The sequence below is a fragment of the Micropruina sonneratiae genome, assembly GCF_025972045.1.
Taxonomy (GTDB): Bacteria; Actinomycetota; Actinomycetes; order Propionibacteriales; family Propionibacteriaceae; genus Micropruina; species Micropruina sonneratiae.
Window position 1 is genome coordinate 650,129 of sequence record NZ_JAPDHX010000001.1, and the last position, 12,648, is coordinate 662,776.

At 70.5% G+C, this 12,648-nt stretch carries 9 protein-coding genes; 7 read left to right on the top strand and 2 right to left on the bottom strand.

Going from position 1 to position 12,648, the window contains the following annotated elements:
- Positions 1 to 68: 68 nt before the first annotated feature.
- Entirely contained in the window at positions 69 to 920 is an 852-nt protein-coding gene (locus OIE40_RS03170) for a formyltetrahydrofolate deformylase (protein ID WP_264699997.1), read from the bottom strand.
- Between the two features lie 98 nt (positions 921 to 1,018).
- Here OIE40_RS03170 and OIE40_RS03175 point away from each other — a divergent pair, with 98 nt between their 5' ends.
- Positions 1,019 to 2,236 carry an NADP-dependent isocitrate dehydrogenase gene (locus tag OIE40_RS03175; protein ID WP_264699998.1) on the top strand — a complete coding sequence of 406 codons (1,218 nt, stop codon included), beginning with the start codon at positions 1,019 to 1,021 and terminating at the stop codon, positions 2,234 to 2,236.
- Positions 2,237 to 2,345: 109 nt separating this feature from the next.
- Here the strand turns inward: OIE40_RS03175 and OIE40_RS03180 are convergent, their stop codons facing one another.
- Positions 2,346 to 3,344, bottom strand: a complete 999-nt coding sequence (locus tag OIE40_RS03180; protein WP_264699999.1) for an aldo/keto reductase — start codon at positions 3,342 to 3,344, stop codon at positions 2,346 to 2,348.
- Positions 3,345 to 3,401: 57 nt separating this feature from the next.
- On the opposite strand from OIE40_RS03180, the gene OIE40_RS03185 reads away from it, so the two are divergent.
- The 6 genes from OIE40_RS03185 (at position 3,402) to scpA (ending at position 12,511) form a co-directional block, all read left to right on the top strand.
- Entirely contained in the window at positions 3,402 to 4,562 is a 1,161-nt protein-coding gene (locus OIE40_RS03185; protein WP_264700000.1) for an AAA family ATPase, read from the top strand.
- A gap of 22 nt (positions 4,563 to 4,584) precedes the next feature.
- Positions 4,585 to 5,625 (top strand): glycosyltransferase family 2 protein, encoded by a 1,041-nt coding sequence (locus OIE40_RS03190; RefSeq protein ID WP_264700002.1) that lies wholly within the window; start codon positions 4,585 to 4,587, stop codon positions 5,623 to 5,625.
- Between the two features lie 56 nt (positions 5,626 to 5,681).
- Positions 5,682 to 7,007: a hemolysin family protein gene (locus tag OIE40_RS03195; protein WP_264700004.1), complete on the top strand. Its 1,326-nt coding sequence runs from the start codon at positions 5,682 to 5,684 to the stop codon at positions 7,005 to 7,007.
- 39 nt (positions 7,008 to 7,046) lie between these two features.
- Positions 7,047 to 8,276: a phosphotransferase gene (locus OIE40_RS03200; protein WP_413774448.1), complete on the top strand. Its 1,230-nt coding sequence runs from the start codon at positions 7,047 to 7,049 to the stop codon at positions 8,274 to 8,276.
- Between the two features lie 195 nt (positions 8,277 to 8,471).
- Complete coding sequence (locus OIE40_RS03205; RefSeq protein ID WP_264700008.1) at positions 8,472 to 10,325, top strand: methylmalonyl-CoA mutase family protein; 1,854 nt, start codon at positions 8,472 to 8,474, stop codon at positions 10,323 to 10,325.
- A complete protein-coding gene (gene scpA, locus OIE40_RS03210; RefSeq protein WP_264700010.1) occupies positions 10,322 to 12,511 on the top strand; it encodes a methylmalonyl-CoA mutase in 2,190 nt (729 codons plus the stop codon). The genes OIE40_RS03205 and scpA overlap by 4 nt, the downstream gene beginning before the upstream one ends.
- The last annotated feature ends 137 nt before the right edge of the window (positions 12,512 to 12,648 follow it).

Below are 12,648 nucleotides of genomic sequence, written 5' to 3' on the forward strand. Positions count from 1 at the left end.
GACCGCCCCGGCGGGGCCCGGAGGTGTTGGCCCGGTGCACGGAGGTCTTCGGGCTCGACCGGCCCGGTTCAGCGGAAGATGACCGTGCGCTGCCCGTCGAGCATGATCCGGTGCTCGGCGAACAGCTTCACCGCGTCCGACAGGGTGCGGGATTCCTGTTCCTGACCGATCGCGACCAGGCCGGGCACGTCGATCGAGTGGTCGACCCGACGCACGTTCTGTTCGATGATCGGGCCCTCGTCGAGGTCGGCGGTGACGAAGTGGGCGGTGGCGCCGATCAGCTTCACCCCGCGGCTGTGTGCCTGCCGGTACGGGTTGGCGCCCTTGAACCCGGGCAGGAACGAGTGGTGGATGTTGATCGCCATTCCCGCCAGCCGCTCGCACAGCTCCTGGGACAGGATCTGCATGTACCGGGCCAGCACCACCAACTCGATGTCGTGCTGCTCGATGGCCTCGACGACCCTCGCCTCGAAGGCCGCCTTGGTCGCGGGGAGCACCACGTAGTCCTCGAACGCCACCCCGTAGAACCTGGCCAGGTCGGCCAGGTCGGGGTGGTTGGAGAGCACCAGCGGCACGTCGAGCAGCAGGTCACCCGAGCGGACGCGGAACAGCAGGTCGTTGAGGCAGTGGCCCATCCGCGACGCCAGGATGAGCGTGCGCCGTGGGCGTCCGACGTAGTCGAGGGCCCAATCGGCGTCCAGGGACGTGGCGATCGGGGTGAGCGCGCGCTCGAACACGGATCGATCGAACCCGGACTGCACCTGCACCCGCATGAAGAACCGGTTCGACTCCGTCGAACTGAACTGCTGCAGCTCGGTGATGTTGCCGTAGGCCTGTGCGATGGCGCCGGTGACGGCATGGACGATGCCGGGCCGGTCCTCGCAGGTCAGGGTCAGCAACCAGTGGTTGGAGTCGATCACGCCCAGCAGGGTAGCCGCCCGCCCCGATCCGGGCGGACGCCAAGCGTCCGGTGGGCAACCGATAGGCTGAACCCGACACGCGAGCGGAAGGGCTATCCATGGCGAAGATCAAGGTCGAGGGCACCGTCGTCGAGCTGGACGGCGACGAGATGACCCGGATCATCTGGCAGTTCATCAAGGACCGGCTGATCCACCCCTACCTCGACGTGAATCTCGACTACTACGACCTCGGCATCGAGAGCCGGGACGCCACCGACGACCAGATCACCGTGGACGCCGCCAACGCCATCAAGCGCGAGGGGGTCGGCGTCAAGTGCGCCACCATCACCCCCGACGAGGCGCGGGTGAAGGAGTTCGGCCTGAAGAAGATGTGGGTCTCGCCCAACGGCACGATCCGCAACATCGTCGGCGGGGTGGTCTTCCGCGAGCCGATCATCATCAGCAACATCCCCCGGCTGGTGCCCGGATGGACGAAGCCCATCATCATCGGCCGTCACGCCCACGGCGACCAGTACAAGGCCACCAACTTCAAGGTGCCGGGTGCCGGCCAGCTGACCATCACCTTCACCCCCGCCGACGGCTCCGAGCCGATCCAGCACGTGGTCGCCGACTACGGCGACGACGGTGGTGTCGCGATGGGCATGTACAACTTCAACAAGTCGATCGAGGACTTCGCCCGGGCGTCCTTCGCCTACGGCCTCAACCGCAACTACCCGGTCTACCTGTCCACCAAGAACACGATCCTGAAGGCCTACGACGGCTCGTTCAAGGACATCTTCCAGGCAGTCTTCGACGCCGAGTACAAGGCGCAGTTCGACGCCGCCGGCCTCACCTACGAGCACCGGCTGATCGACGACATGGTGGCCGCCGCGATGAAGTGGGAGGGCGGCTACGTGTGGGCGTGCAAGAACTACGACGGCGACGTCCAGTCCGACACCGTGGCGCAGGGCTTCGGCTCGCTGGGCCTGATGACGTCGGTGCTGATGACCCCCGACGGCAAGACGGTCGAGGCCGAGGCGGCGCACGGCACCGTCACCCGGCACTACCGCCAGCACCAGCAGGGCAAGCCCACCTCGACCAACCCGATCGCCTCGATCTTCGCGTGGACGGGCGGGTTGAAGCACCGCGGCAAGCTGGACAACACCCCCGAGGTCACCGGCTTCGCCGAGACCCTGGAGAAGGTCTGCGTCAGCACCGTCGAGTCCGGGAAGATGACCAAGGACCTGGCGCTGCTGGTCGGTCCGGAGCAGGGCTTCCTGACCACCGAGGAGTTCCTGGCCGCGCTCGACGAGAACCTGGCCAAGGCACTCGCCTGAGCCTGGGTCCCGCCCCGTCCGCCCCGCCACTCCCTGGGCGCTCGCCCAGCTACCGAGCGCTCGCCAAAGTTGGCGAGCGCTCGGTAGTTAGGCGAGCGCGGGGGAGGGCTCAGGCGTCGATCGAGCTCATGTCGCCGTAGCGGGCGCCGGCCACGGCGTCGCGGGGGACGGCGTCGGTGAGTGCCGCCAGGTCGCCCGCCTCGAGCCGGACGCCGAGGGCGCCGACGTTCTCCTCCAGGTAGCGCACCCGTTTGGTGCCGGGGATCGGGACCACGTCCTCGCCCTGCGCCAGCACCCAGGCCAGTGCCAGTTGTCCCGGTGTGCAGCCATGGGCGGCGGCCAGTTCGCGGACCCGGTCGACCAGCTTCAGGTTCGTCTCCAGCGCGTCGCCGCTGAACCGGGGGAAGTAGCCGGTGGCCCGGCTGTCACCCTCGGCCGGGGTTGCGGAGATCGCGCCGGTGAGCAGCCCGCGGCCCAACGGCGAGTACGGCACGAGGCCGATGCCCAGCTCGCGCAGGGTCGGCAGGATGGCGTCCTCGACGTCACGGGTGAACAGCGAATACTCGGTCTGCAGTGCCGTGATCGGGTGCACCGCGTGCGCCCGCCGGATCGTCTCCGTGGACGCCTCGGACAACCCCAGGAAACGCACCTTTCCGGCGTCCACAAGCTCCTTCATCGCCCCGACGGTGTCCTCGATGGGCACCGTGAAGTCGACCCGATGCTGGTAGTAGAGGTCGATGTGGTCGACGCCGAGCCGTTGCAGGGAGGCGTCGCAGGCGCGGTGGACGTATTCGGGTCGCCCGTTGACGCCCAGCCGGGTGCCGTCGGGGAGCCGCTCGTTGCCGAACTTGGTCGCCAGTTGCACCTCGTCACGGCGTCCGGCGATCGCCTCTCCGACAAGCTTCTCGTTGGTGAACGGGCCGTACATGTCAGCCGTGTCGAGCAGGGTGACGCCCAGGTCGAGGGCGCGATGGATGGTGGCCAGGCCGCCGGCCTGATCGGGGCTGCCGTAGAACTCCGACATGCCCATGCAGCCCAGGCCGAGGGCCGAGACGGTCAGGGCGGCAGCGCCGGAGCCGATGGTGCGGGTGGGGATCGGTTGGCTCATGGCCCCAGCTAACACCCGACCGCAAGAAGTGTCCGCGGGCCGGTCTAGGGTGCGGCTGTGCTCACCACCCTGGCCGTCCACGGCTACCGGTCGCTGCGCGAGGTCGTCCTCACCCTCGACCGGCTCACCGTCGTCACCGGCGCGAACGGTACCGGCAAGTCGAACCTGTACCGGGCGTTCCAGTTGCTCGCCGACACCGCGTCGGGCCGGCTGATCGGCTCCCTCGCCGCCGCCGGGGGACTGACGTCGGTGCTGTGGGCCGGTCCCGAGACGATCAGCGGCGCGATGCGGCGCGGCGAGGTGCCGGTGCAGGGAACCGGGTCTCGCAAGGCCCCGATCAGCCTGCAGCTGGGCTTCACCACCGACGACTTCGGCTACCTGATCGATGTCGGCCTGCCGGTTCCGAGCGACACCCTGTTCTCGCGTGACCCGGTGATCAAGCGCGAACTGGTGTGGGCCGGCCCGGTGCTGCGTCCGGCCGCCACCCTGGTGCAGCGCACCGCGCGCGGCGTCCAGGTGCTGGGTGACGACGGACGCCGCAGCGTCGAGATCGCGCTGCCCCCGTGGGCCAGCCTGCTGGGCGAACTGGTCGACCCGCTGGGCTACCCCGACCTGTCCGCCGTTCGCGACGTCGTGCGTGGCTGGCGGTTCTACGACAGCTTCCGGGTCGACGCCGACGCTCCGGCCCGTCAACCGCAGGTCGGCACCCGTACCGAGGTGCTGGCCCACGACGGTCACGATCTGGCCCCGGCGATCGCCACCATCGTCGAATCGGCGTGGCAGGGTCCCTTCAGCGCTGCCGTGGCGGACGCCTTCCCCGGTACCCGGGTCGGCATCGCCGACCTGGGTGGTCGGTTCGAGGTGCAGCTCACCCAACCGGGGTTGTTGAGGCCGCTGACCGCCCGCGAGCTCTCCGACGGCACCCTGCGCTACCTGCTGCTCACCGCCGCCCTGTTCAGCCCCCGCCCACCGGGGCTGATGGTCCTCAACGAGCCCGAGACGTCCCTGCATCCCGACGTGCTGCCCGCCCTGGCCCGGCTGATGGTGGCGGCGTCACAGCGCTGCCAACTGGTCGTGGTCACCCACTCGGCGAGCCTGGTCGACGCGCTGGAGGCCGCCGGCGCCACCCACCACGAACTGGTCAAGCCACTCGGCGAAACCGAGGTCGACGGGCAGGGACTGCTGACCCGCCCGACGTGGCACTGGGGTTCGCGGTGACCTGACCGCTAGCCTCGGCCGGGTGAGCGTGTATCCCGCCGTTTCCTACGTGATGCCGGTGCTGAACGAAGAGGGATACCTGGCGGACGCGGTCGCCGCGGTGCTCTCGCAGGACTATCCGGCCGAGGCCGAGTTGGTGATCGCCCTGGGTGCCTCCACCGACGACACCACAGCGATCGCCCACCGGCTCGCCGCCGCCGACAGCCGCATCGTGCTGGTCGACAACCCGGTCAACGACATCCCGGTCGGGCTGAACCTGGCCATCGCCGCCAGCCGCAACCCGATCGTGGTCAGGGTGGACGCCCACGCCGAACTGCCGGAGGGCTACACCCGCACCATGGTCGACCTGCTCAACCAGCACGGTGCGGTCAACGTCGGCGGCGTCATGCACGCCAAGGGCCGGACGCCGTTCCAGTCGGCGGTCGCCCGCGCGTACAACTCGCCGTGGGGCCTGGGCGGCGGCCAGTACCACGGCGCCAAGGTGCCGGGCCCCTCCGATTCGGCCTACCTCGGCGTGTTCCGCCGTGAGGTGCTCGACGAGGTCGGCGGTTACGACGAGACCCTGCGGCGGGCCGAGGACTGGGAGCTCAACTCCCGCATCCGCGCCGCCGGGCACCTGATCTGGTACACCCCGGACGTCGCCGTCACCTACTGGCCGAGGGCCACGCCGGCGAGCCTGCGCCGGCAGATGTTCGCCACCGGGGTGTGGCGCGGGCACCTGGTGCGCGAGCAGGGCGGAACGCCGCCCAAGTACCTGGCGCCGCCGCTGACCGTGCTGGCGCTGGGTGCCTCCGCCGTGGTCGGGGTGGCCCAGGCCTGCGGAGCGTTGCAGGGGCGGGCGTCCGCCGCAGCCTCGATCGTGCATGTGGCGCCCGTCGCCTACGCAGGCGGGCTGATGGCCGTGTCGGTGAAGTCCCTGGGCGCCACGAACGCCAAGGCGGCTCTGCTCAACGTCGCCGTGCTGGGCATCATGCACCTGTCCTGGGGGGCGGGGTTCCTGCGCGGCCTGGTCGCCGGGGCGCACACGACGGTCGACACCTCCCGGGTCAGGGGGAAGGGCTGAGCGAGGGCGGTCGGCGGCGCCCGATAGGCTGTGCCCCTCCACAGTGAAAGGTCCCGATGAATCCGATCGTCAGCAACATCCTGCTGATCTTCCTGTTCATCATCATCGGCGGCGTCTTCGCCGCGGCCGAGATGGCGCTGGTGTCCCTGCGCGAAAGCCAGGTCAAGCAGCTGTCCACCCGCGGCACCCGCGGGCGCACCGTCGCCAACCTGGCCGCCGAACCCAACCGGTTCCTGTCTGCTGTGCAGATCGGCGTCACCCTCTCGGGCTTCCTGTCCGCCGCGTTCGGCGGCGCCACGCTCGAGGAGCCGGTGGCCGAGCTGCTGCGCGGCTGGGGCGTCCCCGAGTCCGTCGCCAGCCCCGTCGCGCTGATCACCATCACCGCGATCATCAGCTACTTCTCGATCGTGATCGGCGAGCTGACCGCGAAGCGGCTGGCCATGCAGCGGGCCGAGACGTTCGCGATGGCGCTGGCCCCGCTGGTCAACGCGATCGCAACCATCGCCCGGCCCGTCATCTGGTTCCTCGGCGTCTCGACGAACTTCCTGGTCCGGGTACTCGGCGGTGACCCGCAGGCCTCGCGCGAGGAGGTCACCGACGAAGAACTGCGTGCCATGGTCACCGCCTCGTCGACCCTGGGCGACGAGGAGCGGCAGATCGTCGACGAGGTGTTCGCGGCCGGTCAGGTGAGCCTGCGCGAAGCGATGGTGCCGCGCACCGAGGCCGACTTCCTGGCCGGCGACCTGCCCGCCCACAAGGCCATCCGCACCTTCCACGACCAGCCGCACAGCCGTTACCCGGTGATCGGCGAGGACGTCGACGACGTGCTCGGGTTCGTACACGTCCGTGACCTGTTCGACCTCGACCCGGCCGCCCGCAACGCTCCGGTGCGGCAACTGGTGCGGCCCATCGTGTCGCTGCCGCACACCATGAAGATCCTGCGGGCCCTGTCCGAGATGCGGGCCGCCAACGCGCACCTGGTGATCGTCTCCGACGAGTACGGCGGAACGGCGGGCATCGTCACCATGGAGGACCTCGTCGAAGAGCTGGTCGGCGACATCTCCGACGAGTTCGACGAGCCCAGCCAGGCCAAGGCGTCCCCCTCGAGCGCAGAGCTGGACGGCCTGGGCACCCTGGAGGAGTTCGGCGAGGACCACGGCTACGTGCTGCCCGAGGGCCCCTACGACACGGTGGCCGGTTTCGTGATGGCACACCTGGGGCACCTGCCCGAGGTGGGGGACAGCATCGAGGTCGACCTCGAGCCGGTGGAGGCCACCGACGAGGGCGCCGAGCGGTTCCGGTTCACCGTTTCCGAGCTCGACGGACGCCGCGCGGCGCGGCTCACCCTGCACAGGCTCGGCACGGCCGCTCAGGCTGAGTAACCTACCTGCGTCGGCTCCCGTGACCGGCGCCGGACGGAGGTGCGCCCCTTGGCCCAGCAGGACCCGGACGGGTCGCGCCTGCTCACCTCGGACGAGGTCGGGGAGCTGCTCGGGGTGGCGGTCGAGCACGCCGGTGGACGGCTGCTGAGTTGGTCGCTCGACCACGTGGACGCCAATCCGCAGCAGTCCACCACCGCCACCTACCTGGCCAGTGTCGACTGGCCCTACGGCGAACGCGAGGAACTGCTCGGGGTGAGCGCCCGGGCGTCCGGCCCGGCCGCCAGCGACACCCGGGCCGAGATCTTCGCCGACGGCGACCGTGAGGTGGCGGTCTGGATCTACCCCAACGACCCCGACCTGCCGGGACTGGCCCGCGCCGCCTACACCGAGCAGATGGCCGAGATCCTGACCGAGCACGACGTGCTGGGCCGTCCGGTCGGCGCCGACGACCTGCAACTGCGGATGATCGGCTACCGCCCGCGCCGCCGGGCCGTGCTGCAGGTCGATGTCGTCGACCCCCCGGTGCGGCTGTACTGCAAGGTGCTGCGCGAGCGCCTGTTCGCCGACGTGTTGAAACGCCACGAGCTGCTGCTGGAGGCGGGCGTCCCGGCGCCCGGGATCGCCGCCACCACCGCCGACGCGTTGCTGTTGCTGCGCAACCTGCCGGGGCGTCCGCTGGCCAAGGCGATCTTCGACAGCGAGCCGCCGTGCAGCGCCGAGCAGCTCATCCACCTGCTGGACGCCATGCCGATGAGCGTCACCCAGCTCGAACGGCGTCCCCCTTGGTCGGACGCCGTGTCGCACTATGCGCAGATGGTCACCGCGGCGGTGCCGTCGGCCGCCGACAAGCTGGCCTGGCTGACCCGGCAGATCAGCGACGGCCTGGCCCCGATCCCGCTCGGCAACGAACCCACCCACGGCGACTTCCACGAGGGCCAGGTGCACGTCGCCGACGGGCGGATCGTGGGCGTCCTGGACGTCGACACCGTCGGACCCGGACGCCGCGCCGACGACCTGGCCTGCCTGATCGCCCACCTGTCGACCATCCAGCGGATGTCGCCCAGCCAGGAGGCGACCGTGCACCGGTTGATCCGTGACTGGGTGCCGGTGTTCGACACCCGCGTCGATCCCACGGAACTGCGGCTGCGGGCCGCGGCGGTGATCATCTCGCTGGCGACCGGACCGTTCCGCGGTCAGGAGCCCGACTGGGAGTGGGAGACGCTGAGGATGATCGCCTCGGCCGAGGCGCTGGTGCGGCAGGTGAGCTGACGGCGCTCCGCGGAAGACCGCCGAGGTTGCGCCCGTGGAGACATCGATGCCACTGGCGGACGCCGCGGCCGCGCATCCCGGCGGGATCGTCCATCAGTCGGACCGCATCTCGGTCGGCGAGACCGGCGCTTCCGCTTCCTGACCCTTTGCCCGGTCGGGCAGCGCTGCGGGGGGCCGAGTCCTAGGCTGACGACCATGACCGAATCCCCGCTCACCCTGGCCGGCGACTTCGCCTCGCCGAGCCGCCAGGATTGGGAGGCCGAGGTCCTCAAGGTGCTCAACAGGCGCCGTCCCGAGGGCAAGGAACTCTCCATCGAGCAGGCCATGAAGCGGTTGACCACGACGACCGTGGACGACCTCGTCATCGACCCGCTCTACACCTATTCCGACCGCGACCTGGGGCACCCCGGGGTCACCCCGTTCACTCGCGGCACCAGCCTGCGCACCGGGACGATCCATTCCTGGGACATCACCCAGCTGCACGAGGATCCGGACGTCGGCTACACCAACGCCGCCGTGCTCACCGACCTCACCCGCGGCGCGGTCTCGCTGTGGCTGCGCGTCGACCCCGACGCCATCGCACCGGGCGACGTCGCGGGGGTGCTGGCCGGGGTGATGCCCGAGCTGGCCCGGCTGCGGGTCAGCAGCCGCACCCAGCAGGTCGCCGCCGCCAAGGCACTGGCCGACTTCTGGCGGGCCAGCGGGCACGCCGCCGAGGTCGGGGGCAGCCTCGGCCTGGACGCCCTCGGGCAGGCCGCCCTGACCGGCGAGGCGCCCGAGTTCGGGCCGCAGCGGGAATGGGTCGCCACCGGGCTGGCCGAGTTCCCGAAGGCCCGGGCGATCGCCGTCGACAGCCTGCTGTACGACGATGCCGGCGCCGGCGACGTCGACGTGCTGGCCTTCGCGATCGCGACCGGCGTGGAGTACCTGCGTGACCTGGAGGCCGCCGGGATCAGCCCCGAAGCAGCCTTCACCCAGATCGCGTTCCGGGTGCCGGCCAACGCCGACCAGTTCATGACCATCGCCCGGCTGCGCGCGCTGCGCCGGCTGTGGGCGAGGGTCGGTGAGGTCAGCGGGGTCCCGGCCGGAGGCCGCGGCGCCATCCAGTTGGCCGTCACCTCGTGGCGGATGATCACCCGCGACGACCCGTGGGTGAACCTGCTGCGCGGCACCATCGCCACCTTCGCCGCCGCTACCGGCGGTGCGGAGTCGATCACGGTGCTGCCGCACGACACCGCCTGGGGCCTGCCGACCGACTTCTCCCGCCGGATGACCCGCAACATTCAGCTGCTGGCCGCCGAGGAGTCGAACCTGGGCCGGGTCGCCGACCCCGCCGGCGGCTCCTGGTACGTGGAGAGCCTGACCGACCAGCTCGCGCAGCGGGCCTGGGCGCGGTTCACCGAGATCGAGGCGTCCGGGGGTATGGCGAGCGCGCTCGCCGACGGCCGGGTCGCCGACTGGATCGCCGACACGGTCGGCAAGCGGGCCACCCGGCTGGCCTCCCGCAAGCAGCCGATCACCGGTGTATCGATGTTCCCGGCCGCGAACGAGCAGCCGCTGGACGTCCGGCCCCGGCCGGCGCGTCCGGAACAGGGCGGCCTGCAGCCGCATCGCGACAGCGAACTGTTCGAGGCGCTGCGCGACCGGGTCGCGGCGTCCGCCACGAAGCCGATCGTGTTCCTCGCCTGCCTGGGCGCCCGTCGTGACTTCGGGCCGCGAGAGCAGTTCACCTCGAACGTGCTGCAGGTGGCGGGCATCGAGCACCCGAGCAGCGAGGGCGGCACGCCGCCCGAGATCGTCGAGCAGGTCAAGCTGGCCGGCGCGACGAAGGTGATCCTGTGCAGCTCGGCGAAGGTGTACGCCGCCCAGGCCGTCGAGGTGGCCAGGGCGCTGAAGGACGCCGGCATCAGCAGCGTGTGGATCGCCGGACGCCGCACCGAGACAGCCGATGACGCCGCCGCCGACCTCATCGACGGCGAGATCTTCGACGGCATGGACGTCGCCGGCTTCCTGGCCGGCACCCTCGACGAGTTGGGAGTAGCGCAGTGAGCGTCCCGCGTTTCGACAGCATCGAGCTGGGGGACGCCGTCCCGCCGGCCGATTCGGCTCAGCAGTGGGAGGACCTGATCGATCAGGTGCCCTCCTACTCCAAGGGCTGGCAGACCCCGGAGCACATCCTGGTGCCGCCGGTCTTCGACGACGAGGCCCTGCAGGGGCTGGACTTCCTGGGCACCTACCCGGGCATCCCGCCGTTCCTGCGCGGCCCCTACGCCACGATGTACGTCAACCAGCCGTGGACGATCCGGCAGTACGCCGGCTTCTCCACCGCCGAGGAGTCAAACGCGTTCTACCGGCGCAACCTGGCCGCCGGCCAGAAGGGCCTGTCGATCGCCTTCGACCTGGCCACCCACCGCGGCTACGACTCCGACCATCCGCGGGTCACCGGCGACGTCGGCATGGCCGGTGTCGCGGTCGATTCGATCCTCGACATGCGGCAGCTGTTCGAGGGCATCCCGCTGGATCAGATGTCGGTGTCGATGACCATGAACGGCGCCGTGCTGCCGGTGCTGGCGCTGTACGTGGTCGCGGCCGAGGAGCAGGGGGTGCAGCCGGCCCAACTAGCGGGGACCATCCAGAACGACATCCTCAAGGAGTTCATGGTCCGCAACACCTACATCTACCCGCCGGCGCCGTCGATGCGGATCATCTCCGACATCTTCGCGTTCACCAGCGCGAACATGCCGAAGTTCAACTCGATCTCGATCTCCGGCTACCACATGCAGGAGGCCGGGGCTACCGCCGACATCGAGATGGCCTACACCCTGGCCGACGGCGTGGAGTACATCCGGGCCGGCGAATCGGTGGGCCTGAAGGTCGACCAGTTCGCGCCCCGGCTGAGCTTCTTCTGGGCGGTCGGGATGAACTTCTTCATGGAGGTCGCCAAGTTCCGCGCCGCCCGGCTGCTGTGGGCCCGGCTGGTGCGCGAGTTCGGGCCGAAGAACCCCAAGTCGATGTCGCTGCGGACGCACTCGCAGACCTCCGGCTGGTCGCTGACCGCGCAGGACGTGTTCAACAACGTCGGCCGGACCTGCCTGGAGGCGATGGCGGCGACCCAGGGCCACACCCAGTCGCTGCACACCAACGCCCTCGACGAGGCGATCGCACTGCCGACCGACTTCTCGGCCCGGATCGCGCGCAACACCCAGCTGTTCATCCAGCAGGAGTCCGGCACCTGCCGGGTCGTCGACCCGTGGGCCGGCTCGGCCTACGTCGAGCGGCTCACCTACGAGCTGGCGAGCAAGGCGTGGGGGCACATCTCCGAGGTCGAGGCGGCCGGCGGCATGGCCAAGGCGATCGAGGCCGGCATCCCGAAGATGCGGATCGAAGAGGCGGCCGCCCGCACCCAGGCCCGGATCGACTCCGGACGCCAGCCGCTGATCGGCGTCAACAAGTACATCGTCGAGAACGACGAGCCGCCGGAGGTGCTCAAGGTCGACAACAACAAGGTCCGCGAGGAGCAGATCGCCAAGCTGCACCGGCTGCGCGCCGAGCGCGACGAGGCGGCGGCGACCGAGGCGTTGCAGCGGCTCACCTGGGCCGCGGCCAACCCCGACCCGACCGATCCCGACCGCAACCTGCTCAAGCTGAGCATCGACGCGGCCCGAGCCAAGGCGTCCGTCGGTGAGATCTCGGCGGCGTTGGAGTCGGAGTTCGGACGGTTCACCGCGCAGATCCGTACGATCAGTGGCGTGTACCGCAGCGAGACCGGTCAGTCGAAGGGCGTCGAGAAGGCCCGCGAGCTGGTCGAGGAGTTCGAGAAGGCGGAGGGCCGCCGCCCCCGCATCCTGGTGGCCAAGATGGGCCAGGACGGCCACGATCGCGGCCAGAAGGTGATCTCCACGGCGTTCGCCGACCTCGGCTTCGACGTCGACGTCGGTCCGCTGTTCCAGACCCCGGAGGAGGTCGCCCGGCAGGCGGTGGAGGCCGACGTGCACGTCGTCGGCGTCTCGTCGCTGGCCGCCGGGCACCTGACCCTGGTGCCGGCGTTGCGGGCTGAGCTGGACAAGCTGGGCCGCGAGGACATGATGATCGTCGTCGGCGGCGTCATCCCGGCCCAGGACTTCGACGAGCTGCGGGCCAAGGGCGCCGACGCCATCTACCCGCCCGGCACGATCATTCCGGACGCCGCGGTCGAGTTGCTGCAGAAGCTGGAGGGCCGACTGAACGCCGCGTGATCGTCCGGGCGAGGCGTCCGGGTCACGCCTCACCGTGACCGTTTCGCCGGCCGTGGGGGGGGGGGGGGGGGGGGGGGGGGGGGGCGGGCCGCGGGGGGGGGGGGGCCCCGCGCCGCGGCGCCCCGCCGGCGCGCGGG